Source organism: Janthinobacterium sp. BJB446, from assembly GCF_002735655.1.
GTDB lineage: Bacteria > Pseudomonadota > Gammaproteobacteria > Burkholderiales > Burkholderiaceae_D > Janthinobacterium > Janthinobacterium lividum.
Map to the genome: position 1 here is coordinate 2,433,771 of NZ_PDZK01000001.1, position 24,193 is coordinate 2,457,963.

At 64.9% G+C, this 24,193-nt stretch carries 21 protein-coding genes; 9 read left to right on the plus strand and 12 right to left on the minus strand.

What is annotated here, in order from left to right; all coding sequences use genetic code 11:
- Positions 1-87: 87 nt before the first annotated feature.
- The 3 genes from CSQ92_RS10720 to CSQ92_RS10730 form a co-directional block, all read right to left on the minus strand.
- Positions 88-2,298, minus strand: a complete 2,211-nt coding sequence (locus tag CSQ92_RS10720) for an EAL domain-containing response regulator (protein ID WP_099394092.1) — start codon at positions 2,296-2,298, stop codon at positions 88-90.
- Between the two features lie 175 nt (positions 2,299-2,473).
- Positions 2,474-4,639 (minus strand): sensor histidine kinase, encoded by a 2,166-nt coding sequence (locus CSQ92_RS10725; RefSeq protein ID WP_099394093.1) that lies wholly within the window; start codon positions 4,637-4,639, stop codon positions 2,474-2,476.
- Positions 4,636-7,716, minus strand: a complete 3,081-nt coding sequence (locus CSQ92_RS10730) for a sensor histidine kinase (protein WP_099394094.1) — start codon at positions 7,714-7,716, stop codon at positions 4,636-4,638. Before CSQ92_RS10730 ends, CSQ92_RS10725 begins: the two co-directional genes overlap by 4 nt.
- A 287-nt stretch (positions 7,717-8,003) precedes the next feature.
- On the opposite strand from CSQ92_RS10730, the gene CSQ92_RS10735 reads away from it, so the two are divergent.
- Positions 8,004-8,480: a GNAT family N-acetyltransferase gene (locus CSQ92_RS10735; protein WP_099394095.1), complete on the plus strand. Its 477-nt coding sequence runs from the start codon at positions 8,004-8,006 to the stop codon at positions 8,478-8,480.
- A 4-nt stretch (positions 8,481-8,484) separates the two neighbouring features.
- On the opposite strand, the gene CSQ92_RS28715 is transcribed toward CSQ92_RS10735, so the two are convergent.
- The 6 genes from CSQ92_RS28715 to CSQ92_RS10760 form a co-directional block, all read right to left on the minus strand.
- The gene (locus CSQ92_RS28715) at positions 8,485-8,673 is read right to left on the minus strand and encodes a hypothetical protein (protein WP_143450341.1); all 189 of its coding nucleotides are present in this window, start codon (positions 8,671-8,673) and stop codon (positions 8,485-8,487) included.
- Complete coding sequence (locus CSQ92_RS10740; protein WP_099394096.1) at positions 8,651-9,028, minus strand: DUF2750 domain-containing protein; 378 nt, start codon at positions 9,026-9,028, stop codon at positions 8,651-8,653. Before CSQ92_RS10740 ends, CSQ92_RS28715 begins: the two co-directional genes overlap by 23 nt.
- The gene (locus tag CSQ92_RS10745) at positions 9,018-9,290 is read right to left on the minus strand and encodes a hypothetical protein (protein ID WP_099394097.1); all 273 of its coding nucleotides are present in this window, start codon (positions 9,288-9,290) and stop codon (positions 9,018-9,020) included. Before CSQ92_RS10745 ends, CSQ92_RS10740 begins: the two co-directional genes overlap by 11 nt.
- 1 nt (position 9,291) lies before the next feature.
- A complete protein-coding gene (locus CSQ92_RS10750; RefSeq protein WP_099394098.1) occupies positions 9,292-9,681 on the minus strand; it encodes an Imm1 family immunity protein in 390 nt (129 codons plus the stop codon).
- Positions 9,678-11,318: a SulP family inorganic anion transporter gene (locus CSQ92_RS10755; RefSeq protein WP_099394099.1), complete on the minus strand. Its 1,641-nt coding sequence runs from the start codon at positions 11,316-11,318 to the stop codon at positions 9,678-9,680. Before CSQ92_RS10755 ends, CSQ92_RS10750 begins: the two co-directional genes overlap by 4 nt.
- A 67-nt stretch (positions 11,319-11,385) precedes the next feature.
- A complete protein-coding gene (locus CSQ92_RS10760) occupies positions 11,386-11,955 on the minus strand; it encodes a TetR/AcrR family transcriptional regulator (RefSeq protein WP_099394669.1) in 570 nt (189 codons plus the stop codon).
- 127 nt (positions 11,956-12,082) lie between these two features.
- Between CSQ92_RS10760 and CSQ92_RS10765 the strand changes: the two genes are divergently transcribed.
- The 3 genes from CSQ92_RS10765 (at position 12,083) to CSQ92_RS10775 (ending at position 16,366) form a co-directional block, all read left to right on the plus strand.
- Positions 12,083-13,060 carry an SDR family oxidoreductase gene (locus CSQ92_RS10765; protein WP_099394100.1) on the plus strand — a complete coding sequence of 326 codons (978 nt, stop codon included), beginning with the start codon at positions 12,083-12,085 and terminating at the stop codon, positions 13,058-13,060.
- 3 nt (positions 13,061-13,063) lie between these two features.
- Positions 13,064-13,939 (plus strand): non-homologous end joining protein Ku, encoded by an 876-nt coding sequence (ku, locus tag CSQ92_RS10770; protein WP_099394101.1) that lies wholly within the window; start codon positions 13,064-13,066, stop codon positions 13,937-13,939.
- A 105-nt stretch (positions 13,940-14,044) separates the two neighbouring features.
- A complete protein-coding gene (locus CSQ92_RS10775; RefSeq protein WP_180276989.1) occupies positions 14,045-16,366 on the plus strand; it encodes a PAS domain S-box protein in 2,322 nt (773 codons plus the stop codon).
- Here the strand turns inward: CSQ92_RS10775 and ligD are convergent.
- Positions 16,350-18,848, minus strand: coding sequence for a DNA ligase D (gene ligD / locus CSQ92_RS10780; RefSeq protein WP_099394102.1), 2,499 nt, complete (start codon positions 18,846-18,848; stop codon positions 16,350-16,352). The genes CSQ92_RS10775 and ligD overlap by 17 nt on opposite strands.
- 213 nt (positions 18,849-19,061) lie before the next feature.
- Here ligD and CSQ92_RS10785 point away from each other — a divergent pair, with 213 nt between their 5' ends.
- From CSQ92_RS10785 to CSQ92_RS10805, 5 genes are all read left to right on the plus strand, one after another.
- Positions 19,062-19,370, plus strand: a complete 309-nt coding sequence (locus CSQ92_RS10785; RefSeq protein WP_034783132.1) for a hypothetical protein — start codon at positions 19,062-19,064, stop codon at positions 19,368-19,370.
- Positions 19,371-19,586: 216 nt separating this feature from the next.
- Positions 19,587-19,928 (plus strand): hypothetical protein, encoded by a 342-nt coding sequence (locus tag CSQ92_RS10790; RefSeq protein ID WP_092605777.1) that lies wholly within the window; start codon positions 19,587-19,589, stop codon positions 19,926-19,928.
- A gap of 223 nt (positions 19,929-20,151) precedes the next feature.
- The gene (locus CSQ92_RS10795) at positions 20,152-21,171 is read left to right on the plus strand and encodes a serine hydrolase domain-containing protein (RefSeq protein ID WP_099394103.1); all 1,020 of its coding nucleotides are present in this window, start codon (positions 20,152-20,154) and stop codon (positions 21,169-21,171) included.
- A gap of 115 nt (positions 21,172-21,286) precedes the next feature.
- Complete coding sequence (locus tag CSQ92_RS10800; protein ID WP_099394104.1) at positions 21,287-21,625, plus strand: hypothetical protein; 339 nt, start codon at positions 21,287-21,289, stop codon at positions 21,623-21,625.
- 42 nt (positions 21,626-21,667) lie between these two features.
- Complete coding sequence (locus CSQ92_RS10805) at positions 21,668-21,940, plus strand: cell envelope biogenesis protein TolA (protein ID WP_099394105.1); 273 nt, start codon at positions 21,668-21,670, stop codon at positions 21,938-21,940.
- Between the two features lie 67 nt (positions 21,941-22,007).
- On the opposite strand, the gene CSQ92_RS10810 is transcribed toward CSQ92_RS10805, so the two are convergent.
- Both CSQ92_RS10810 and CSQ92_RS10815 read right to left on the minus strand, forming a co-directional pair.
- Positions 22,008-22,565: a fasciclin domain-containing protein gene (locus tag CSQ92_RS10810; protein WP_099394106.1), complete on the minus strand. Its 558-nt coding sequence runs from the start codon at positions 22,563-22,565 to the stop codon at positions 22,008-22,010.
- A 175-nt stretch (positions 22,566-22,740) separates the two neighbouring features.
- The gene (locus tag CSQ92_RS10815; RefSeq protein ID WP_099394670.1) at positions 22,741-24,186 is read right to left on the minus strand and encodes an efflux transporter outer membrane subunit; all 1,446 of its coding nucleotides are present in this window, start codon (positions 24,184-24,186) and stop codon (positions 22,741-22,743) included.
- Positions 24,187-24,193: the final 7 nt, after the last annotated feature.

Here is a 24,193-nt window from a genome sequence, read left to right on the forward strand (position 1 = left end):
TGCCAGCGTCAGGGGAAATAAAAGTGAGAATCGTGCACCGCGCTGCAGCGAACGCACCGGCATGGTGCATCGGCCGCACCGCGGCGCTTAGGCCGCCGCCACGGCCAGGGTGCGCCGTTCGCGCAGCAAGGCCGTGAAGGCTTCTGCGGCCAGGGGGCGGCTGAAGTAATAGCCCTGCATTTCGTCGCAGCCGTGTTCCGTCAGGAAGTCGACCTGTTCGCGCGTTTCCACGCCCTCGGCGATGACGCGCATGTCCAGGTTGTGCGCCAGCGAGATGACGGAACGGGCGATGGCCGCATCGCTGCTGCTGGTGGTGACATCGTCGACGAACGATTTGTCGATCTTCAGCACGTCGATGGGGAAGCGCTTCAGGTAGCCCAGGCTGGAATAGCCGGTGCCGAAGTCGTCGAGCGAAATGCCCACGCCGATATCCTTCAGGCGCGTGAGGGCCGCCACGGCCTTGTCCGGATCGCCCATGACGGTGCTTTCCGTGATCTCGATGCCGAGGCAGGCGGGCGCGATGCCGTATTTGCGCAAGGCCGCCTCGACGAACGGCACCGTGCGGTCTTGCGCGAACTGCTTGCCGGACAGGTTGACGGCCACCTTGATGCTGCCCAGGCCCGCGTCGTGCCAGGCGCGGATCTGCGCGCACACGCTTTCGAGCACCCATTCGCCAATGGCCGTGATGGAGCCGTATTCCTCTGCCAGCGCGATGAACAGGCCGGGCGGCACCTTGCCCAGCACCGGATTATCCCAGCGCAGCAAGGCTTCCGCGCCCAGCAAGGCGCCCGTGCGCAAGCACATCTGCGGCTGGTAGTGCACTTCGAATTCATCGCGGCCAATGGCGCCGCGCAGCTGCTGCTGCATCGCCAGGCGGGCGCGGATATCGCTGCCCATGCGCTCCGTGAAGAAGGCGTAATGGTCGCGTCCCATTTCCTTGGCACGCACCAGGGCCGTATCGGCGTGGCGCAGCACGTCGTCGAGGCTGTCGCCGTCGGCCGGGCACATGGCGATGCCGATGCTGGTGGTCAGCGCCAGGCGCTCGCCATCGACGCTGAGTTCTTCGCGCAAGCCGGCCAGGATGGTTTGCGCCAGCCCCAGGGTGCGCCCCAGCAGGGCATCGTCTTGCAGCAGGATCTGGAATTCGTCGCCGCCCTGGCGCACCACCGTGTCGCCCTCGCGCACGCAGCCGGACAGGAAACGCGCCACCACTTGCAGCGCCTTGTCGCCCACGGCCTGGCCGTGCGAATCGTTGATGTTCTTGAAGCGGTCCAGGTCCAGGCACATCAGCACCACTTGCTGGCTGTCGCGCAGGGCGTTCGCGCGCGCCTGTTCGAAGCGCTCGCGCAGCAGCACGCGGTTCGGCAGGCCCGTCAGCGCGTCGTGGTAGGAAAGGAAATCGATCAGATGCTGCTCGGCCTTGCGCTCGCTGATGTCGAGGAAGACGCCGATGTAGTTGACGACAGCGCCATCGGGGCCGTGCACGGTGGAGGCGCTGAGCAGGCAGGGATAGGTGTCGCCGCTCTTGCGCCGCGTCTGCACCTCGCCCGACCAGCAGCCGCTGCTGCGCAAGCCCTGGCGCAGGGCCAGCAGCACCGCCTCGCCCGTGTGTTCGGCGTGCAGGCGCAGGATGTCCGTGCCCACCACTTCCTGCGCCGCGTAGCCGGTGATGCGCGTAAAGGCGGGATTGGCCGTGACGATGACGCCGGCAGGATCGGTGATCAGGATGGCGTCCTGCGTCGCTTCAAAGACCTGGCCCGACAAGCGCAGCAATTCTTCATTGGCGCGGCGGATCTGCACTTCGCGCGCCAGCGTGCTGGCCACCTGTTCCAGTTCGGCAGTGCGTTCGGCCACGCGCCGCTCCAGGTTGGCGCGCTCCTGCGCCAGCTGCAGCTGCGCCCGCGCCAGGCGCACGTGGGCGTCCGTGCGGGCCAGGATTTCCTCGGCCTGGAAGGGTTTGGCGATGAAATCGACGGCGCCCAGCGCGAAGCCGCGCACCTTGTCGTCCGTATCGTACTGGGCCGACAGGAAGATCACCGGCACCTGGCGCAGGGACGGTATTTCCTTCAGGCGGCGGCACACTTCAAAGCCGTCGAGGCCCGGCATGCGCACGTCGAGCAGGATCAGCTCAGGCGGGCGCGCCTGGGCCGTCCACAGGGCCAGTTCGCCGTTCGGCGCCTGGCGCACCGCATAGCCGGCGCCGCCCAGCAAATCGCTCAACAGCTTCAGCGAAGCCGGCGTATCTTCAACGATCAGTACTTCGCCCTTCGAGTTCACTTCCGAAAAATCGCGGTGCATGTAGCAGTTCTCTCAGCTTTGGATGAGGCGCGGCGATCCGTTGCCGCGCTGGACAAGACATTTCTTTGCGATGAACTACGTACTATCATCATAATCTTTATTGCAATTTAGCACCATCCATCGGTGGCACTTAGCCCGTCTTTTCATTGAATCCGATGTTGTCAGCCCACACTTTTCAAGCGTGCGCCAGCGCGCCCTCACTCTCCAGCAAGTCGCACAGCTGGCGGTACTGATGCTGGTCGAGCATGGCTTGCAGCGGCGCCAGCACGGGCGCAGCCGCCGGCGGCAAGTCACCCAGCAGCAGCGCCACCCTGGCCAAGTTCAATTCGCGCAGCGCCACCAGCAAGGCCGCTCGCTCTTCACCTGGCAGCAACTGCAAGTCTCGCGCCCGCAGCGCCGGCGGCGCCTCGGGCACCAGCGCCGCCGGCAGCGGCACGGGCACCTGCACAGGCGCTTCCGCCGCCTGCGCGGGAATGCTGAAACGGAAGGTGGCGCCCTGCCCCGGCATCGATTCCACTGTCAGTTCGCCTTTCATCAATTGCACGAATTCGCGCGAAATGGCCAGGCCCAGGCCCGTGCCATCCTTCGGTCCCGCGCTGTCGGCCTGCACGAAGGGTTCAAAAATGCGCTGCTGGTCCTCCGGGGCGATGCCGATGCCCGTGTCGCTGACGGCAAACGACAGCATCCATTGATCGCCATCGCGCCGCGCAGCGCGCACGCGCAAGGTCACTTCGCCGCCGCCGGCAAATTTGACGGCGTTCGACATCAGGTTCAGCAGCACCTGGCGCAAGCGCGTCGCGTCGAGCACCACGGCCGCCGGCAGGTCCGCGCAATCGAGGCGCAGGGCCAGGCCCTGCTGCTCGGCGCGCATGCCCAGCATGTCCATCACTTCCTGCAACAGGGGCGCCAGCGCCGCCACGGCCGTCTGCGCGTGCAGGCGTCCCGCCTCGCCCTTCGACAGTTCGAGGATTTCATTGATCAGGGTAAGCAGATGATTGCCGGAGCGGTGAATGATGGCCAGGTTGCGCTTTTCATCGTCCTGCATGTTGGGCGAGGCGGCCATCAGGCGCGAAAAGCCGATCACGGAATTCAAGGGTGTGCGCAGTTCATGGCTCATGTTCGCCAGGAAGGTACTCTTGGCGCGGTTCGCCGCCTGCGCCTGGCTGACGGCCACCGACAGGGCGCTCGTGCGCTCGGCCACCAGCTCTTCCAGGTGATGGCGGTGGCGCAGCAGTTCCAGTTCGGCCTCGCGGTGCGCCGTGATGTCGTAGTTCGAGCCCACCAGGCGCATGGGCTGGCCCTGCCCGTCGCGGAAGATCACGGCATCGGCCTTGATGTAGCGGATGGCGCCATCGGGCCACAGGATGCGGTACTCGTGCGTGAACGCCTGGCCGGCTCCCAGCGCGGCACGCAGGGCTTCCTTGGCGGCCGGCACGTCGTCGGGCATCAGCGCCGCGCGCCAGATCGCCGCGGGTGCCATCCTGCTGTCCGCATCGGCCTTGAACTGCGCGTACATCTGCTCATCCCACTGCAAGGCATCGTTGATGACGTTCCAGTCCCAGATACCGATGCTGGCCGCGCCGGTGGCCATCTGCACGCGCTCCTCGCTGCGCTGCAGGGCGCGGTAGCGGCTGTCGAGCAGTGCCACCATGTCGCGGATGGAGCGGTACAGCGTGCGCAGTTCGCCCAGGAACCAGGCTTTCGGCGGCGTGCCGAATGCTTCGCCCTGCCCCGCCTTGATGCCGGCCGCATACTGGCCGATCGCCTTCAGGGGCTTGAGCATCAGGCACCACATGAGCAGCCAGACGCTGGCCACCAGGATCACGTCGAGCGCCACGATCATGGCGCCGATGCCCAGCGCGCGCTGCTGCAGCTGCGCGTGCAGCAGCGCCGGCGTCGCATACACGGCCACGCTGCCGATGACCTGTCCGCCCATCGTCACGGGGCGCCGCTGCACCAGCCAGTCGGGCTCCGCGGACAACGAGGAAAAGCTGTCGATGGCGCCGCTTGCAGTGCGGCGCAAGACCAGCGCCTCCTTGCCGATGCCCGGCGTCAGGGAACTGGCCACCAGGTCGCGCTTGCCCAGCATGCTGCGCATGATGGCCTGCATCTGCTTTTCATCGAGATTCCACAATGGCAGTTCGATGGCCACGGCCAGCTGGTCCGCGCTCACGGCCAGGCTGCGATGCAGCTGCTGCCAGCGCTGCTCGCGTTCGGACTGGTAAAACAGCACGGCAAACACCAGCAGCAGCGCGGTAACGACAAAGGTCAGCGCCACGCTGACGGCCAGCACGATGGAGACGCCGCCCAGGCGCGCGTCTTTGGGCAAGTGAAAAGTCATGCGTCCTCGCCCTGCGGCTCGCTCGCCAGCTGCGCCAGCAAGGCGCACAGCGGCTGGTACTGATGCTGTTCCAGCATGGCGGCGATATGCGCGGCCAGCTGCGGCAGGCTGGTCGCCACGCCGGCCAGCACGATGGCGCTGCGGCGCAGATCGAGGGCTTGCACGGATTCGAGCAGCGCCTGCCGCTCGGCAGCGCCCAGCTGGCCCAGCGCCTGCTGCAAGTCAAAGACAGCCACCGGCACGCGCGGCGGCGCGGCGGCAGTACGCTGGAAGCGCACGCCCAGCTGCTGCTCCAGCATGGCGAACAGGTGCTCCTGCTCGATCGGCTTGCGCAGGAAACCGTCGGCGCCGGCCGCCAGCGCTTCCTGTTTTTCCTCCTCGAAGGCGGAGGCGGTCATGATCACCAGGCGCGGCTGCACCAGCGCCGACTGCGCGCGCAGCCAGCGCGTCAGCGCCAGGCCATCCATGTCCGGCATGCGCCAGTCGCTGAGCACAATGTCGTAGCGCTGCGCCGCCAGCATGGCTTGCGCCTGCACGCCGCCCGCCGCCTCCTGCAGCTGGAAGCCCAGCGGCGCCAGCAAGCCGGCCAGCAGCTTGCGGCAGTTATCGTCATCGTCGACCAGCAGCACCATGCGCCCGCGCTGGGACGGCGGCAGGCGCGCCACGCGGCCCGGCGCCAGCGATGCGATGGCCGGCTGCTGCAGCACCGGCGCGCGCAGCTCGAAACTGAAGCGCGACCCGGCCCCCAGGGTCGATTCGACGCGCAGCTCGCCGCCCATCAGACGCACGAATTCGCGCGAAATGGTCAGCCCCAGTCCCGTGCCAGCCTGCGCCACGGCGCTGTCGGCCTGCACGAACGGTTCAAAGATGCGCTCCAGATCCTCTTCCGCGATGCCGCTGCCCGTATCGCGCACGGCAAACGCCAGCGCCACCTGTCCATCGCCGTCCGCCTGGCAGGCCAGCGACAGGGTCACGCTGCCCTGCTCGATGAACTTGAGCGCGTTCGACAGCAAATTCAACAGCACCTGGCGCAGCTTGGCGCCATCGAGACGCACCAGCGGCGGCACGCCGGCACGTTCGAGCCGCAGCGCGATGCCCTGGTCGCCGGAGCGCATGCGCACCATCTCGAGCACCTCGTCGAGCAAGCCATTCAAGTCCACGGGCCCCGCTTGCAGCTGCATGCGGCCCGCCTCGATTTTCGACAATTCCAGGATATCGTTGATCAAGGTCAGCAAATGGTGGCCGGCGCGGTTGATGATGGCCAGGTTATGCTTTTCTTCCTCGAACATGCTGCTCGAATCGGCCATCATCTGCGAAAAGCCGATCACGGAATTCAAGGGCGTGCGCAATTCGTGGCTCATGTTGGCCAGGAAGACGCTTTTCGCGCGGTTCGCCGATTCGGCCTCGGTGACGGCCACCGACAGGGCCGCCGTGCGCTGCTGCACCAATTCTTCCAGATGGTCGCGGTAGCCGAGCAGCTCCTGCTCGCTTTGCTTGCGCTCGGAAATGTCGACGATGCCGCTGCGCACCAGGCGCCGCCCTTCCATCGGCAAGCGCACCAGCCGCACTTCGCAGGGAAAGATGCTGCCGTCGGCACGCCGCACATTGCGTTCAACCAGGATGGGCTCACCGAGCATGGCGCGGCGCAGATGCTCTTCCATCATCAGTCCCAGCGGCAGGCCATCGGGCTGCTCGCCGGTATACAGGTCGAACGGCCCGCGCGCCAGCAGCGCTTCGCGCGACATCCCCAGCATGCGCTGCGCGCTGCTGTTGGCGTCGATGAAGCGGTCCAGGTCCAGGTCATACACGACGATGGCTTCGGGCGCATGCTCGACGAGGATGCGGAAGCGCTGCTCGCTTTCGCGCGCATCGCTCTCGGCGCGGCGCAGGCGGCGGCGCTGCAGCAGCAAGGCGCTCAGCATGCATGCCATGGCGAGAAACACGGCGCCGGCCGACAGCACGGCGACGCGGTGTTCGTGCCACAGCTGCGGCGGGCGGTTGAAGAACAGGGTATGCGGCGGCAGCCGGCTGAAGTCCGCATCCCAGCGCTGCAGCTGTTCCCAGTCATACATGGGCACCGGGCGGACCGGCGGCAGCAAGGCGCCCGGCGCGGCAGGCGCCTTGCCGGCCAACACGGCCAGCGACATCTGCGCCACCTGCTGCGCGGCCCCTTCGATGTGCAGGATGGAGCCGCCGAGGATCCCCTTGCCCACGTTCGTGTTGTACATGCCGAACGCGGGCACATTCGCCAGCCGCGCCAGTTCACCAGCAAACTGCACGGGCGTGGCGATGGCGCCGGCCACATCGCGGTTGACGTTGCCCGCCACCAGCAAGGTATCGGCGGGCAGGTGCGCCACGGCCGCGCGCATCTGCTCCAGGGTCAGGTCATCGAGGTAGCGCATGGCCACCTTGCCCTGCCACGCCTGCGCCGCCTGCTGCATGTTGCGCTTCAAGGCCTGGTCAGCCTCGCTGGCGCCGACGGCCATGACGATGGTTTTGGTCTCCGGGAACAGCGCCATGGCTTGCGCCAGGGTGCCGGGGAAATCGACATTCGCCTTTTGCTGCCAGATGGATGCAGGGCTGCCGGCCGGCAAAGCCTTGCCCGAGGTGTTAATCGCCAGCACGGGCACGCCGCGCGCCAGCGGCGCCAGGTCGGACAATAAAAAATCGAGCGCAGGCTGCTGCATGGCGATGATCAGGTCGGCCTTGCGGCCCATCATCTGGGTGTATCTTAAAAGCAACAAATCACGCATCTCGTTGCGCAGCGCCGGGTCGCCCTGGGTATTCAGGTTCAGGTGCTCGACCATGATGTCTTCGCTGGCCAGGCCCGCGGCGGCCATGGCGGCCACATAGGTCCGCGTGTACGACTCCACGCCGGCGCGGCCGTAATCGTAGGCGTTGAGAAACAGCACGCGCTGGCCCTGGTGCGGCGGCGCAGCGGCCGGCGTCGCAGCGGCCGGCGTCGCAGCCGGCACGGCGGCCGGGGCTGCAGCGACACAGAACGCCAGCAGCAATGCGCGGCCACAGCGACGCACCGCTGCCCTGCCCATCCCGCCGCCAGGCACATCACGCATCATTCGCCATGCCCATGCTCACTCCCGCCTGTCACCATGTTTCAACTATGCGCTGACTGCTCAGCCACCGATACTTACAAAAACATGATAACGTCAACTGCAGGGGCAAGTCTATTCCTTAGGGCAATCTTTTGACAAGACATCCGCTCGCCACGTCCACCATCCAGTAGTGCCGGGTGCGCCGCCGGGTTCCTGCTATATCGATCCAGATAAGCCAGCGCAGCAACAGCAAAGCATGCTGGTGCATGTGGCGGCATTGCGCTAGCATCGCTTTTTCTCAGGACTCAACGATGATTCATCTTCGCCCCGCCCTGCCCGACGACATAGCCGCCCTGTGGGCCCTGCGCACGGTGGCCGTGCGCGTCAGTTGCGCTACGCACTATGCAGCGGAGCAAATTACTGTGTGGACGGCCTCGCCCGTGCCGGACACGTATGCCGCCATGCTGGCTGCGGGTGGCGGCATCGTGGCGATGCAGGGCGAGATCATTGCCGGTTACGCCATGCTCGATGCGGACAAGCAGGAAGTGGACGCCGTTTTTGTCGATCCCGCGCATGCGGGATTCGGCATCGGCAAGCGCCTGCTGGCGGCGCTGGAGCAACTGGCGCGCGGGCGCGGCATTGCGCGTCTGCGCCTGTCCGCATCGCTCAATGCCGTGCCGTTTTACCGGGCCACAGGGTTTATTCCCTTGCGCGAGCAAGCATATGCGCACCCGAGCGGCATCAGCCTGGCCAGCGTGGCGATGGAAAAGGCGTTGGCGGCCGCCTGAGCCGTCAATCGTCCGTCGCAGCAGCTTCGGACTCGGCCAGGCAGTGCTGCAGCTTCGCGATCAGGGCGCGTACTTCGTCGCCGCCCAGGTCCAGCGGGTCGCCTTGTGCGCCGACGGCGATCAGGCAGATGGCCGAGCCGTCGTACCAGGCGTCCAGGCGTTCCTTGCCCTCATTCATATTGCTCTGATTCATGTTGCAAATCCCTCAGTAAATCAGCCGGCGCCGCGATGCTGGCGCTGCCTTGCGGCACAGGGAAAACGAAAGCCAGCTGGCCATTCTGGTTCATACCGGGCAGCCACTTGGCCAGGAAATCGCCGAGCGCGATGGCGCGCGGCTGGAAATATTGCCAGTCGCCGCTGGCGCACGCCTGCGCAAACGGGGCTTCCGGCCAGAACGGGATGGCAACCTTGCCGTCGACTTGCGCCGTTGCCCAGCCATCGCGGTACAAGCCCCACACTTCTTGCGTATCGGCTGCCTTGCGCACAAAGTAGGCATGGCGCTCGACGTACGGCAGCCCCGCCACCTGCTTGAACTTGTCAGGATGCATGCTCGTCTCCTGTCCCGTCCCATACCCGCAGCTGCGGCGTGCACCAGCCCGTCACCATGTCGAGGGCGTCCAGTATCACGTCTTCCAGCGGCCCCTCCTGCGTGGCTGAACGCAATTCCTGCAGCAAGGCCGCCACTTGCGCAGCCGTCACGCCGCTGGCCTTGTAACGCAGCAGGATGGCGCGCAGCGTGAGCAAACCTGCCCTGGCGTCCAGCGCGGCCAGCAAGTCCCGGTCGATATCGGCGATGATGGTTTGCGGCATCTCAATCCGCCTCCCACGCGATGGCGGCCGGCCGCGCGCCGCCCGTCCTGAAAAACTCGGCAAATGCCCGCTGGCATTGTTCCACCTCCACGCACCATGCCTCGGGATACTCGTCCACCTGGCCATTCGACAGCAGATAGCTGCAGGCACCGTCTGCCTCCTCGTCGCCCAGCGAGTGAAAACTCAGGTCGTCCTGGCCCGACAGATACATCAGCCAGGCATTGCCGCCATTGCGCAACATGCACAGGGCCGGCCCCTGCTCGGCGTCCGTGGCCAAGGTCAGCCACAGCTCGCACTGCGCCAGCGCGCGCGCCTCTTGCAGCGCTTGCTCCAGCGCAAGGATGCTATCCACCACGCGCGGCTCGCCGTGCAGATTCAGTTCCATCGTCATGCTTTTTCCCCACTTAGATCGGCCGTCGCCAGGGCCGTGCTCAGGTACAGCTTGCCGCTCAGGTCTTTCAATAGACTGCTCTGGCGCAGGCGGTCCATCACGGGCCCTTTCACTTCGGCCAGGTTCAGGCTGATGCCGCGCTTGATCAGCGCGCTGTTGAGTTCGATCAAGCCCAGCAAGGCCGTGCTGTCGATCTGGTTGACTGCCGACAGCACCAGCACCAGGTGGCGGGCCGTCGGGTGGCCGCGCAACTCGTCTTCCACGCGCTCCGTCACGGCTTCGACGTTGCCGAAGAACAGGCCCGCATCGATGCGCAACAGCAAGACGTCCGGCAAGGTTTGCGCTTCATAGCGCTCCACGTTGCGGAAGTGTTCGCTATTCGGGATGCGCCCCAGCACGGCGATGTGCGGGCGGCTGGCGCGCCAGATCAGGGTGCCCATCGACAACAGCACGCCGATCACCACGCCTGCTTCCACGCCCAGCACCAGCACGCCGGCCGTCGTCGCCAGCAGGGCCAGCGCATCGCTGCGGTCGTAGCGCCACGACAGTTTCAAGGTGTCCCAGTCCAGCAGGCTGCTGACGGCAAAGATGATGGTGGCCGCCAGAACGGGCAGCGGCAGCAGGGCCAGCCAGCCCGTGGGCGCCACCAGCGCCAGCGCCAGCAGGCCGGCCGTGATGATGCTGGCCAGGGGCGTGTTGGCGCCCGCCTGGAAATTGACGGCCGAGCGGGAAATCGAGCCCGTGACGGGGAAGCCGCCCGACAGCGCGCTGGCCACATTGGCCGCGCCCAGCCCCAGCAGTTCGCGGTTGGTCTGCAGCTTTTCACCGCGTTTTTGCGCCAGGGTCTGGGCGGCGGACATGCTCATCAAAAAGATGATGAAGGCGATCAGGAGCGCAGGCGACAGCAGGGTGCGCCAATGGGCGCTCGAGGTAGCCAGGTTCAGGCCCGGCAAGCCGCTGGGCACGTGACCCGTCGTCTGCACGCCCATCACTTCCAGGCCGCCATAGGCGACCAGCGCGATGCCGGCCAGCACCAGCGCCATCGGCGCCAGACGCGCGCCCACGTCGGCCGCCACCTGGTTCAGGCCACAACGCTGCAGCAGGCGCGACAGATAACGCTTGGCCAGCCACAGGAACAACAGGCCGGACAGTCCAAGCACGAGGCTGGGCGTATGCCAGTGGGGCCAGGTGGCACCCAGCAAGGGCGTGATCTGGCCCCAGATGATCAGGATCGCGGCGCCATTGCTGAAACCGCTGATCACGGGGCGCGACAGGAAACTGGCCATGAAGCCCAGGCGCAGCACGCCGCACAGCAACAGGACGAGGCCGCTGATGAAGGCCAGCTGGGCGGCCAGGACGATATACAAGGAGGAGCCGGGGTCGGCCAGCGGCGCCAGGGCGGCGGCCGTCATCAGGGATACGATGGCCATGGGGCCCACCGATTGCGTCATGCTGCTGCCGAACAGGGCGTACAGCACGGGCGGCAAGATGCTGGCATAGATGCCCACCACGGGCGGCAAGCCGGCCACCAGCGCATAAGCCATGCCTTGCGGCACCATCATCATGGCGACAACGATACCGGCAGTGATGTCTCCGGCCAACAGAGGACGCCGGTATTGCCTGAGCCAGAGCAGCATGGATGATCCCTAAATCTGAAAACCGAAGCCTATCATGCGACGAGGCCGGCTGACAGGGGGAACGCGTTCACTCTTGCAGCAATTGCGCCTTCACGGCATCGAGGATTTCCACCGACAGGGCTTCGTCATCGACGGAACGGGCCAGCACCATGGCCCCCACCATGGCGGCAAACGTGGCTATCGCCTGCTGGCGCCGCTCTTCCGGGACGCCGTCGGGCAGCAATCCCTGCAGCAAGGCGAACTGCTGCTGCGTGGCCGCCGTAAACGCGGGACGCGCGCCGGGCGACATGCGCGCCACGTCGACGCCCATGGCCGCCGCAGGGCAACCACCGCCGGGCTGGTCGCGGTGCCGGGTGGTCAAATAATTGTCGATAATGGCCGGCAACGCCCGCTGCGGGTCGCTGGCGACCTTCGCTTGCCAGCCTGCCAGCGATTTCTCCAGGGCATGCTGGCACGCCTCGATCATCAAGTCTTCCTTGGACGCGAAATGGCCATAGAAGCCGCCATGCGTCAGGCCCGCGTTCTTCATCAAATCAGCCACGCCGATGCCGTCATAGCCCTTTTCGCGGAACAACCTGGCCGCCACCTCCACGATGCGCTCGCGGTTCAGCGCCGCCTGTTCCCTGCTTACCTTCATGCTGCCCTCCCACATTTATGTCAACCATCATATAACTTTACGCCTGTTTGCGCCACTCTGTTAGCAAGCGCACCGTTGGATGCGGTTGCCGCGCCGATACTGGACCTTCGTTTCCAGGGAGGCCAGCATGAACGAGAACAAGGACCAGTCCGCCGGTAACTTGCAGCGCAGCATACAGCAGGAGCAGGATGGCCGTGATGCCGCCAAGCCAGACAAACGGGACAGCAAGCCTCCCGTGCAGACAGGCCACCGCAACCAGCCGACGCCTCCCCTGCCCGCCCAGCACCTGGACAAGCCCGGCCTTGAAACACAGATGGCATTGAAACCCCGCTTCCTGGCGCCCGACTACTGCGGCAGCGGCAAGCTGGCCGGCATGGTCGCCATCATCACGGGCGGCGATTCGGGCATCGGCCGCGCCGTGGCCGTGCTGTACGCGCGCGAAGGGGCGGATGTCGCCATCATTTACCTGAACGAACACGCGGACGCCCACGAAACCAAGCGCTACGTGGAAGCGGAAGGCCAGAGCTGCCTCCTGATTGCCGGCGACGTGCGCGACCAGGGCTTTTGCCAACAAGCCGTCAGCCAGGTGCTGGACAAGTTCACGCACATCGACGTGCTGGTCAACAACGCAGCCTTCCAGGAACATGCGGAATCCTTGCTGGACCTGAGCGAGGAACGCTTCGACCTCACCATGAAAACCAATGTCTACGGCTACTTTCATATGGCCAAGGCCGTCCTGCCCCACTTGCAGCGGGGCGCGTCCATCATCAACACGGGCTCCGTGACGGGTTTGCAAGGCTCGAAGCACTTGCTCGACTATTCCACCACCAAGGGTGCCATCCATGCGTTTACGATGGCGCTGGCCGGCAACTTGCTGGACAAGGGCATACGCGTGAACGCCATCGCGCCCGGGCCCGTCTGGACGCCTCTCAACCCGGCCGACAAGTCGCCCGAAGACATCCAGAAATTTGGCCAGGACACGGACATGCGCCGCCCGGCCCAGCCGGAAGAGCTGTCGCCCGCCTACGTCTTCCTGGCCTCGCCCGCCTGTTCCAGCTATATCAGCGGCATCGTCCTGCCCATCACCGGCAGCGTGGGGGACTAGGCGATGGCGCGCGCACTGTGGAAAGGCGCCATCAGCTTCGGCCTTGTGCACATTCCCGTCGAGCTGATTTCAGCCAGCCTCGACCATGAACTGGACTTGTCCATGCTGGACCGGCGCGACTTTTCACCCATCGGCTACAAGCGCTACAACAAGAAGACGGGCAAGGAAGTCGAGTGGGACGACATCATCAAGGGCTATGAATACAAGACGGATGAGTACGTGGTGCTGTCCGAGGAAGATTTAAGGCAAGCCAATGTGAAAGCCACGCAAACCATCGACATACTGACCTTTGTCGATGCGCTTGAGGTGCCGCTGACCTTTTACGAGCACCCGTATTATTTGCTGCCCGCCAAGGGTGGCGAAAAAGTCTATGCGCTGCTGCGCGAAACCTTGCGCAAGGCGAACAAAGTGGGTATCGCCAGCGTGGTCATGCGCACCAAGCAGCATTTGTGCGCACTCGTGTGCGTGGGCGACGCCATCGTCCTCAACACCCTGCGCTACGCCGATGAAATCCGCCCCACAGACGACCTGGACTTGCCCGGCAGCACCCTGAAATCGGCTGGCATTTCCGACAAGGAACTCAAGATGGCCCTGTCGCTGGTGGAAGGCATGAGCGAAGCGTGGGAACCCGGGCAATACCACGACAGCTACCGCGAAGACGTGCTGGCGCTGGTCAAGAAAAAAGTCAAGGCCAGGCAGACCAAGACCATCACGCCGCCCGCGCCCGAGCCAGCAGAAGAGCACGGCAACAACGTGATCGACCTGGTCGCCCTGCTGCAGCAAAGCCTGGGCAAGAAAGCGTCCGCCGCGCCGGCCCGCAAGCGCGCGGCCTCGTCCGCCGCCCGCAAGTCGCCGCCCGCCAGGCGCAAGGCGGCCTGAACCACCCCACCCGCTTAGCGAGACTCTGCCATCATATAAATGCATTGACTTTGATCCGGCTTCTCGCTACGTTATGCACAGGCCTGCCACCCGGCAAGCCCTGTCATGCGTGCGGAAAAAATGGATGCCGAGTTCGATCAGCTTATCCTCAGCAACGCCCCTGGCGGCGTTGTCATCACGAACGAAGAGCATGTCGTCGTGCGCTGGACGGCGGGGGCGCAGCGCATTTTCGGCTATGCCAGCGACGAAGCGCTGGGCCGCACGCTGTGGGAACTGATCTCCTTGCCGGGACAGGCCGAAGCTGGCCCGCTGATCGCCGAGCAGCTGACCCTGCACGGCAGCTACGACCGCGAATCGCTGCGGCGGCGCAAAGATGGCGAGCTCATCTACGTCGACGTGGCATGCCAGGCCGCCCACGCGGCGCCGGATGGCCAGCGCTACCTGATTTCCACCATGAAGGACACGACCTTGCTGAAGGCGGCGCGCGACGCCCAGTTCGTCGACGTGCGCTACCGCGTGCTGTTCGAGTCCACGCCGGACAGCGTCATCATGGTCAATGCCACGGGCGCCATCGTGCTGGCCAACCAGCAGGCGCAGCGCCTGTTCGGCTATGCGGAAGGCGAATTGAGCGGCAGGCAAATCGATAGCCTGCTGCCGCAACGCCTGCGCCATGCGCACGTGGGGCACCGCGCGCGCTATTTCGACCAGCCCCGTACGCGCACCATGGGCGCCGACCTGGAATTGCTGGGCTTACGCAAGGACAACGTCGAGTTCCCAGTGGAAATCAGCCTGTCGCCGATCCAGACGGAGATCGGCACCTTCGTCATCAGCGCCATCCGCGACGTCAGCGACCGCCGCCGGGCCGAGCAAAAGTTCCGCGGCTTGCTCGAATCGGCGCCGGACGCCATCGTCATCGTCAACGGCGATGGCGAGATCGTGCTCGTCAACTCGCAAACGGAACGCCTGTTCGGTTACTCGCGCGCGGAGTTGCTCGGGCGCAATGTGGAAGTGCTGATCCCGGCCCGCTATGCACACGATCATCCGCATCACCGCCAGTCCTTTTCCGCGGCGCCGCGCGCCCGCTCCATGGGCGCGGGCCTGGAACTGTATGGCTTGCGCCGCGATGGCACCGAATTTCCCGTCGAAATCAGCCTGTCGCCGCTGGAAACGGAGGAAGGCGTGCTGGTCTCGTCGGCCATCCGCGACATCACGGAGCGCAAGCGCATCGAGCGCACGCTGAACGAACAGAAAATCGAACTGGAACGGGCCAGCCAGGCGAAGGACCGCTTTCTCACCAGCATGTCGCATGAATTGCGCACGCCGCTGAACGCCATCCTCGGCTTTGCCCAGCTGCTGGCCAATGAAGCCCTGCCCGCGACCGTGCTGCAAAAACGCGCTTTCGTGCAAAACATCGTCACCTCGGGCCGCCACCTGCTCACCCTGATCAATGAAATCCTCGACCTGGCGAAGATCGAATCAGGCAGCCTGAGCCTGTCGATCGAGCCGGTGGCGCTGCCCGTGCTGCTCGATGAAGTGCGCGTGATGGTGGAAGACCAGGCGCAGCAGCGCCAGATTCACCTGGTGTTCCCAGCCTGCGAGGCGCTGACGCTCAGGGCCGACCATACGCGCCTCAAGCAAGTGCTGCTGAACCTGCTGTCAAACGCCATCAAGTACAACCGCCCGGCTGGCAAGGTGGAGCTGGAAGTGTCGCAGCCCGGGGCGCAGCGCGTGCGCATCGCCATCCGCGACACGGGCAAGGGACTGGACGACGCACAGATGGCCGAGCTGTTCCAGCCGTTCAACCGCCTGGGACAGGAGGCAGGCAGCGAGGAAGGCACTGGCATCGGCCTGGTCGTCACCAAGCGCCTGGTTGAGCTGATGGGCGGCAGCATGGGCGTGCACAGCTGCGTCGGCGTGGGCAGCGTGTTCTGGATCGAACTCGACACCATGACCGCCCCGCCCGCCAACCGGCAGCCGGAATACCTGCCCGAGCCCGCCTGCGACGTCCGGGACGATGCCGGCGGCCAGGCCCTGCTGCTGTACGTGGAAGACAATCCGGCCAGCCTGCGGCTGGTGGAAGATATCGTCAGCTTCCTGCCCCATCTGCGCATGATCTCGGCCACCGACGCCCGCCAGGGTATCGCGCTGGCGCTGGAACGCCGCCCCGACGTGATCTTGATGGATATCAATTTGCCCGGCATGAATGGCAACCAGGCGCAGCGCATCCTGCGCAACGATACGCGCACGGCGCACATCCCCGTCATCGCCTTGACGGCCAACGCCATGAAGGGCGATATCCGGCATGGCCTGGCCGCAGGTTTTTTTCGCTACCTGACCAAGCCCGTCGAGATCACCCTGCTCAACGCGGCGATCGAGGAAGCACTGCAGCTGGCGCGCGCCATCCTGCCGTTCAAGCCGGAGGAGTAAAGGCCAGCTTTTTCATCGCCGCATCGATGCCCTTCGCACTGCGCGCGTAGCCGTCCCATGGCGCGTTGCCCACGTCGAGACGGCTGTGGACATTACCCACGTTCCACTGATCGCCCGCCTTCAGTTTGTCGAGTTCATCCCAGGCCAGCGGCACGGAAATGCCCAGCCCCGACCGCGTGCGGGCAGACCACGCGCATACGGTGGTGGCGCCCCGGCCATTGCGCAAATAATCGATGAAAATCTTGCCGACGCGGTTGGCGGGGCCGCTTTTCAGGACGAAGCGCTGCGGAATGAGCTGCGCCATATGCGCCACGATGGCTTGCGAAAACACCTTGACCGTATCCCAATCGTGTTTCGGGCGGATCGGCACGACCACATGCAAGCCCTTGCCGCCGCTGGTTTTCAACCAGGCGGGCAGTCCCAGCTCCGTCAGGAAGGCACGCAGCAATACGGCCGCCTCGTGGATGGCGGGCCAGGCCACGCCCTTGCCCGGATCCAGGTCGAACACCAGGCGGTTCGGCGTGTCGTAGGCGCTGGCCAGGGCGTTTTGCGTGTGAAATTCCACCACATTCCACTGCGCCGCAGACAATAAGCCCTGTGTGCTGGCCACTTCCAGCATGGCGGCATGCTCCGGATCGAGGCCGGGATCGAGCTGTTTGACGCCGGGCATGCTGGACGTGTCCGCATGCTTCTGGAAAAACAGCTCGCCGCCCACGCCGGCCGGCGCGCGCACCAGCGACACGGGCCGCCCGCGCAAGTGCACGAGCATCAGCTTGCCCACCAGCGCGTAGTAGCGCACCAGGTCGATCTTCGTCGCGCCACTGTCCCGGTCGATCACCCGGTCCGCATGGCTGACCTTGAAACTGGCCGGCAAGACGCCGTCCGGCGTGGATTTGCTCTGCATCGTCTTCTCCCTGTCGATTCGCTGCGCCCGCTCGCGCACGATGGCGGCTGGCTGTTTATCCTCGCGCAAGCCGTGAAACACGGCATGGCGCACGGCGCCACCGCTGGTCCATTGCGCAAAGCTCACTTCGGCCACCAGTTGCGGCTTGACCCAGATGGGCTGGCGCACGCCGCCCGCCTTGCCCGCGAACGGACTCGTCCCGGCTGCCAGGGTGTCAAGCCGGCGCCGCAATTCGCGCAGGCTGGCATCGCCGAAGCCGCTGCCCACATTGCCCGCATAGAGCAGCCTGCCCTGGTCATCATGCACGCCCAGCAACAGAGAACCGATGCCTTCGCGCGCGCCCTGCGGCGCCGTATAGCCGCCGATGACGAATTCCTGGCGCAGCCCGCATTTGAGCTTGATCCAGTCGCCCGAGCGCCGCGTGACGTAGGGCGAACCGCGCCGCTTGCCGATCACGCCTTCCAGCCCCAGCCGGCAGGCGTGGGCCAGTATCTGCTGCGGCGTCGCGTCGAGCGCGGCGCTGAAGCGCACCAGGGGCGATGCGGGCAAGCTCTGCAGCAGTTGTTCCAGCAACGCCCTGCGCGCCTCGACAGGCTGGCCCCGCAGATCGTGGCCATCGAAAAACGCCACGTCGAACAGGTAATACACGATCTCGCTGGTCGTTTCCGCATCGAACGCGCGCTGCAAGGCGCCAAAATCCGGGTGGCCGCTGGCGTCGTTGACGACGATTTCACCGTCATACCAGCCCGGCGGCAAACTCAACTGTTCCAGCGCCTGCCGCAGCTTCGGCAGTTTTTCCGTCCAGTCATTGCCATTGCGCGTGATCAAATTGATCCGTTCGCCATCGCAACGCGCGAGGATGCGGTAACCGTCGAATTTCACTTCGAAAAGCCACTGCTGCGCGTCTGGCGGCGGCGCATCGACCAGGGTAGCCAGCTGCGGCGACAGGGTGGCGGGCAATTCGGCATCCGGCGCTGCGGAGCGGTCCGCGCTCTTCTTGCGCTTGGGCATGGCCTTGTTCTTGACGCTGTCGGGAAACTCGTCCACGACAGAAAATTCCAGTGCCGGCCGGGCAAATGCGTCCTTTTCCTTGATCAGCAGCCAGGCAGGCTGCTTTGCGCTGCGTTTATCGCCCTTGCCTTTCATGCGCACCAGCACCCAGTTGCCATGCATCTTGTGGCCATGCAGGGTCAATTTCAGTTCGCCGGCCGCCAGCGCCTTGCGCGCATCAGGCGTGGCCGGCTGGGCTTGCCACGTCCCCTTGTCCCAGATGATGACCTTGCCCGCGCCATACTGCTTTTCGGGGATCGTGCCTTCAAAACCGGCATACGCAATCGGATGGTCTTCCACCTGCACCGCCATGCGCTTGTCGCGCGGGTCGTAGCTGGGTCCTTTCGGCACGGCCCAGCTTTTCATCGTGCCGTCCAGTTCCAGGCGAAAGTCATAGTGCAAACGACTGGCCCAGTGCTTCTGGATGACGAAGGTGAGCGCCTCGCCCGCTTCCTCGCCGCCATCCGCAGGCTCGGGCGTGGCGGCGAAATTGCGCTTGGCTTGATAGGTTTTCAAGGCGGCTTTCATGGCGGACCCATGTGGTGACGATGGCATCGAGTCTAGGCCGCTGCCGTCCCTGGCGCCGTACGCCAGCTAACAGAGTACCTGCCCCGGCAAATGTAAGTGTTTGTAATTAGCCCGAATCGCTGTCAACGCTATTGCCGTACGGCGCGTTTTTGCCTCAGTGACAGGGGAAATGCATCTCCTGAACTACAACCCCACTTCTCGAGGAACTGCACCATGAAAAAAGTAATCGCTACTCTGATCGCCGGCTTGTTCGCTACCGCAGCCTTTGCTCAAACGCCAGCCGTGCCTGCCAAGGCCGAAGCCAAGCACACCAAGGAAGTGGCAAAAGCGGAAGCCAAGGAAACCAAGGCCGTCGTGAAAGCCGATGCGAAAGAAGCCGCCGTCGCCGCCGATGCGAAAGCCGATGTGGCCAGCGCCAAGGCCGACGCCAAAGCCACCAAGGCCAAAGCCCATCACAAAGCCACCAAGGCCAAGGCAAAAGCCGCCGAAGACAAAGCTGAAGCGACCGCAGCAGCGAAGTAATCGCCATCCCGCCATGGCGGGAGGCACCATGCAAAAAGACAGCTTCGGCTGTCTTTTTGCATTTTCGCGCCTTCTTCTTCAATTAACGTCGCTCAAATCACCTGATTGTAAGAAAGTGTAAACCAGGTCAACCATTACCTTCCGGGCCGCGTTTTCTGCTCAGTGACACGGGAATCATCCCGGCACACCAGACAAACCACCACCGAGGACTGCACCATGAAAAAAGCAATTGTTACCCTGATCGCCGGCCTGTTCGCTACCGCAGCCTTCGCCCAAACCCCTGCCGCTCCAGCAGCATCGGTTCCCGCCAAGGCGGAAGCGGCCCACACGAAAGCCGTGGCCAAGGCTGAAGCCAAGGAAACCAAGGCCGTCGTGAAAGCCGATGCCAAGGAAGCGGCCGTCGCCGCCGATGCGAAAGCCGATGTGGCCAGCGCCAAGGCCGACGCCAAAGCCACCAAGGCCAAGGCCCATCACAAGGCCAGCAAAGCCAAAGTGAAAGCGGATGCGGCCAAAGCGGCGGAAGCCGTTCCCGCAGTGCCGGCAGCGCCAGCGAAGTAAGCGCGAACGACGTCACGGGAGCGCGTCCGCCGGGTCTGCGCTTGCGTGACCACGCCGATTACCAGGGACAGCTTCGGCTGTCCTTTTTGCATGGCGCGGCGCCAAATGACATGGCTTCCTGCGCGCCTTCATGCAAACTTCATCGAACCGGCCAGCTTGCGCGCGACAAAGCGGTGCACATGGAGGACACTGGCACTTCCACCATCGCCGCGAAGCCTATACCATGCGCCACCTGCCCCTCATCCTGACTACCGCCCTGTATCTGCCTTGCGCCGCCAATACGCAAGATATCCCCGCCACCCTGGCGCAAGTCCTGCAAGCCCAGGACCGCGACAGCCATGGCGATTTGCGCGCCGTCGTCGTGCTGCGCGATGGTGCCGTCGTGGCCGAACGCTATTACAACGGCGAGACGGCCGATACCCTGCACGACATCCGCTCGGCCGGCAAGAGCATCACCGCCCTGCTGGTGGGCGCGGCCGTGGCGCGCGGCCAGCTGGCGACAACAAAAACGGTGGGCGACTACTGGCCCGAAGTCGCTGGCAGCCGAGCGGGCAAGGTCGCCCTCGACGATTTGCTGACCATGCGTTCGGGCCTGGCCGCCTTCGATGAAGACGAACAGTCGCCTGGCAATGAAGACAAGCTCGATGCGGCGCCCGACCCGGCCGCCTTCGTGCGTGCGATACCGGCTGCCACGGCGCCGGGCAGCATGTATCGCTACAACTCGCTGGGATCATATGTCGCGGGCAGAGTGGTGGAAAACGCCAGCGGCGCCGACCTGGAAGACTACGCCGCCAAGGTGCTGTTCGCGCCACTGGGCATCACCCGCTGGAGCTGGGGCCGCGACGTGGCACGCCACCCGAAAGGCCAGGGCAATCTGTCGCTGCGCGCGCGCGACACGGCAAGGATCGGCCAGATGGTGCTCGACGAAGGCGTATTTGACGGCAAGAGGGTAATCGATGCCGCCTGGCTGCAAGCCGCGCTGGCGCCGCGCGTGGCCATCGGCGCCGTGGACCGCTACGCCGACAGCTACGGCTATTTCTGGTACGCGAAGACGCAGGACGTCGGAGGACAGAAGATTGCCGTGCATTTCGCCTCGGGCAATGGCGGCAACAAGATCTATGTGATACCCGCCCGTCGCATAGTGGTCAGCATCGCATCGAGCGCGTATGGCAAGGGGTATGGACAGCGCCGTTCGGAAGACATCCTGAAGGCCATCCTGAAAGCGGATGCAACGCAGATGTAAGCGTTTGTAATGACCGTCAACGCAAGCGTCCGGGGGCGCGTTTTATGCTCAGTGACACGGGAATCATCCCGGCACCAACAGACATACCAGACAAACCACCACTGAGGACTGCACCATGAAAAAAGTAATTGCTACCCTGATCGCCGGCCTGTTCGGAACTGCAGCCTTCGCCCAAACCCCGGCAGCACCTGCGGCCGCTCCGGCAGCGCCCGCCAAAGTGGAAGCGGCCCACACCAAGGCCGTCGTGAAAGCGGACGCCAAGGAAGCGCAAGCCGTCGTGAAGGCGGATGCAAAGGAAGCGAAAGCCGTCGTCGCCGCAAAAACGGACGTCGCCAGCGCCAAAGCGGAAGCGGCCACCACCAAAGCCAAGGCACACCACAAAGCCAAGAAAACCAAGGCCAAGGCTGACGAAAAGCTGGCATCGGCCACCGCCGAAGCGGCGCCAGCCAAGTAATTCCGACACACTTTACTGACCACGCATACCAAGGATCTTAAAATGAAAAAAGTTATCGCCACCCTGATCGCCAGCCTGTTCGCCACCGCCGCTTTCGCCCAGACGCCAGCCGTCGCGCCAGTCGCTCCAGTGGCACCGATTCCTGTCGTCGCCCCTGTCGTCAAGGCCGAAGCGCCGGCAGCCGCCGTCAAACCAGCGGCGCACAAGAAAGCCAAGCATCACAAGGCGAAGAAAGCCGCGCCAGCCGACAAGGCAGCGCCTGCGGAAGCAGCAGTACCGGCAACGCCAGCAGCGCCAGCTGCGCCAGCCAAGTAATCGCGGCGGCACCATCAAAAAAGACAGGGTTTTCCCTGTCTTTTTTTGCGTCCGCTTTTTTGTGCGCTTATTTCGGCATCAGCACCGTGTCGATCACATTGATCACGCCATTCGACTGGTACACGTCATAGGTGCTGATAGTGGCGCTGTTGCCCCCCTCGTCCATCACGACGATGTTGTGCATGCCGTTCATGGCGAACATCAGCTTGCCGCCGCTGGCCGTGGGCAAGGTGGCTTTACCGTCGTGCACCTTGATTTCCCGGGCCAGCGCCTTGAAGTCGTATTTTCCCGGTACCACGTGATAGGTGAGGATCTTCGTCAGGGTCGCCTTGTTTTCCGGCTTCACCAGGGTCTCGACGGTACCTGCGGGCAGCTTGCCGAAGGCCGCATTCGTCGGCGCGAACACGGTAAATGGACCCTTGCCTTTCAGGGTATCGACCAGGCCGGCCGCCTTGACGGCAGCGACCAGAGTCGTGTGGTCGGCCGAATTGACGGCGTTATCGACGATGTCCTTGGACGGATACATGCTCTGGCCACCCACCATGGTCGTCATGTCGGCGGCAAACGGGGCGCTGGCGGCCAGCATGGACGTAATGAACAATGCTGCGGGAACGAAGGTGCGCATGATGATATCTCCTGGATGACTGCGTTTGCGTGATTGCAGGAGTACTTACGCCGCCGTTCCGCAAACGGATTCAACTCGCTGAAAACAGAAAAACGGCGCCGTGCAGTGCACGACGCCGTTCTTGGCAGGCTCCCGCGTCGCGGGCCGGATTGATCCAGCCCGCGGTGCCGGGAAACTAGTTGGCCGCGACCTGCGGCTCCGTTTCGCCCCAGCCGCCGCCCAGGGCGCGGATCAGCGCCACCGTGGTGACGGCGCGGTTGCCGCGCAGCTGCACGGCATTGCGCTCGATGGCCGCCAGGTTGCGCTGTGCGTCCAGCAGATCGAGGTAGCTGGAACGGCCCGCGTCGTACAGCTTTTGCGCCAGGTCGGCCGAGCGGCGTGCCGAAACGACGGCTTCGTCGATCTGCTGCGTCTGGCCCGACAGGATGCGCAAGCCGGCCAGGTTGTCTTCCACCTCGGCGAAGGCCACCAGCACGCTCTGGCGATACGTCGCCACCGACTCTTCCAGCTGCGCTTCGCTGCGGCTCACGGCCGCTTTATTGCGTCCGCCGTCGATGATCGGCATCGACATCAGGGCGCCCAGCAGCCAGGAGCGGCTGCTCCACTTGAAGATGTCCGAGAAGGTATCGGACGCGCCGCCGCCGGAGGCGTTCAAGGTCAAGGCCGGGAACATGGCCGATTTCGCTACGCCGATGCGCGCATTCGACGCTTCCATGGTGCGCTGTGCCGACGCGATGTCGGGACGGCGCTCCAGCAGGGACGACGGCATGCCGGCCGGGATCACGGGCAGGAAGCCGCTGTCCTGCAGCGGGTTGACGGTCGCCGTGAAACTGGCGGCAGGTTTACCCAGCAGGACGGCCAGCGCATGTTCGCTGGTGGCGCGCTGGCGCTGCAGGCCGATGGCTTCGGCGCGCGTCGTCGACAGCTCCGTGCGGGCACGGGACAGGTCGAATTCGCCGATGTCGCCCAGGTCGTAGCGGCGCTGGTTCACATGCACGCTTTCCTCGCGCAGGCGCACCGTCTGTTCCAGGGTCGCCAGTTCCGCATCCGTGGCGCGCAGCTGGAAATAGGTCTGCGCCACGTCGGCCTGCAAGGACAGCAGCACCGAGCGGTAAGTCGCTTCCACGGCCAGCGCATCGCTGCGCGAGGCACTGACGTTCGATGCGACCCTGCCGAACAAATCGACTTCGTAGCTGGCCGTCAGGTTGGCCTGGTAGACATTCGTGGCCGCCACCGGCGCACCGTTCGGCAAGCCGAGCGACACGGCGGAAGCGCGGTTGCGCTGGCCGCCCACGTTCACGCCCACTTGCGGGATGCGGTCCGCTTCGGCGATGCCGGCAATCGCCCTCGCCTGCTTGACGCGGGCGGCGGCGACGGCCAGGTTGGCGTTGGCCTGCGTGGCTTCGTTGATCAAGCTGGTCAAAGCCGGGTCATTGAAGGCCAGCCACCATTCGCCGCGCGCCTGGCGCTCGGCGGGCACGCCCTGCTTCCAGCGCGTGCCGTCGGCCGCCGTCTGCACGGCGGGCAAGGCTTGCGCTTCCTTGAACGCCGTCGGCGTCTCGATCTGCGGCTGCTTGAACTCGGGCGCCGCGCAGGCGGCCAGCAGCACGGCTGCGGCCATGGCGGTC

What these genes read in the sequence shown, in the direction of transcription:
- CSQ92_RS10720 (WP_099394092.1), bottom strand. Translation starts at nt 2,298, where the DNA reads ATGCACCGCGATTTTTCGGAAGTGAACTCGAAGGGCGAAGTACTGATC.
- CSQ92_RS10725 (WP_099394093.1), bottom strand. Translation starts at nt 4,639, where the DNA reads ATGACTTTTCACTTGCCCAAAGACGCGCGCCTGGGCGGCGTCTCCATC.
- CSQ92_RS10730 (WP_099394094.1), bottom strand. Translation starts at nt 7,716, where the DNA reads ATGATGCGTGATGTGCCTGGCGGCGGGATGGGCAGGGCAGCGGTGCGT.
- CSQ92_RS10735 (WP_099394095.1), top strand. Translation starts at nt 8,004, where the DNA reads ATGATTCATCTTCGCCCCGCCCTGCCCGACGACATAGCCGCCCTGTGG.
- CSQ92_RS28715 (WP_143450341.1), bottom strand. Translation starts at nt 8,673, where the DNA reads ATGAATCAGAGCAATATGAATGAGGGCAAGGAACGCCTGGACGCCTGG.
- CSQ92_RS10740 (WP_099394096.1), bottom strand. Translation starts at nt 9,028, where the DNA reads ATGCATCCTGACAAGTTCAAGCAGGTGGCGGGGCTGCCGTACGTCGAG.
- CSQ92_RS10745 (WP_099394097.1), bottom strand. Translation starts at nt 9,290, where the DNA reads ATGCCGCAAACCATCATCGCCGATATCGACCGGGACTTGCTGGCCGCG.
- CSQ92_RS10750 (WP_099394098.1), bottom strand. Translation starts at nt 9,681, where the DNA reads ATGACGATGGAACTGAATCTGCACGGCGAGCCGCGCGTGGTGGATAGC.
- CSQ92_RS10755 (WP_099394099.1), bottom strand. Translation starts at nt 11,318, where the DNA reads ATGCTGCTCTGGCTCAGGCAATACCGGCGTCCTCTGTTGGCCGGAGAC.
- CSQ92_RS10760 (WP_099394669.1), bottom strand. Translation starts at nt 11,955, where the DNA reads ATGAAGGTAAGCAGGGAACAGGCGGCGCTGAACCGCGAGCGCATCGTG.
- CSQ92_RS10765 (WP_099394100.1), top strand. Translation starts at nt 12,083, where the DNA reads ATGAACGAGAACAAGGACCAGTCCGCCGGTAACTTGCAGCGCAGCATA.
- ku (WP_099394101.1), top strand. Translation starts at nt 13,064, where the DNA reads ATGGCGCGCGCACTGTGGAAAGGCGCCATCAGCTTCGGCCTTGTGCAC.
- CSQ92_RS10775 (WP_180276989.1), top strand. Translation starts at nt 14,045, where the DNA reads ATGCGTGCGGAAAAAATGGATGCCGAGTTCGATCAGCTTATCCTCAGC.
- ligD (WP_099394102.1), bottom strand. Translation starts at nt 18,848, where the DNA reads ATGAAAGCCGCCTTGAAAACCTATCAAGCCAAGCGCAATTTCGCCGCC.
- CSQ92_RS10785 (WP_034783132.1), top strand. Translation starts at nt 19,062, where the DNA reads ATGAAAAAAGTAATCGCTACTCTGATCGCCGGCTTGTTCGCTACCGCA.
- CSQ92_RS10790 (WP_092605777.1), top strand. Translation starts at nt 19,587, where the DNA reads ATGAAAAAAGCAATTGTTACCCTGATCGCCGGCCTGTTCGCTACCGCA.
- CSQ92_RS10795 (WP_099394103.1), top strand. Translation starts at nt 20,152, where the DNA reads ATGCGCCACCTGCCCCTCATCCTGACTACCGCCCTGTATCTGCCTTGC.
- CSQ92_RS10800 (WP_099394104.1), top strand. Translation starts at nt 21,287, where the DNA reads ATGAAAAAAGTAATTGCTACCCTGATCGCCGGCCTGTTCGGAACTGCA.
- CSQ92_RS10805 (WP_099394105.1), top strand. Translation starts at nt 21,668, where the DNA reads ATGAAAAAAGTTATCGCCACCCTGATCGCCAGCCTGTTCGCCACCGCC.
- CSQ92_RS10810 (WP_099394106.1), bottom strand. Translation starts at nt 22,565, where the DNA reads ATGCGCACCTTCGTTCCCGCAGCATTGTTCATTACGTCCATGCTGGCC.
- CSQ92_RS10815 (WP_099394670.1), bottom strand. Translation starts at nt 24,186, where the DNA reads ATGGCCGCAGCCGTGCTGCTGGCCGCCTGCGCGGCGCCCGAGTTCAAG.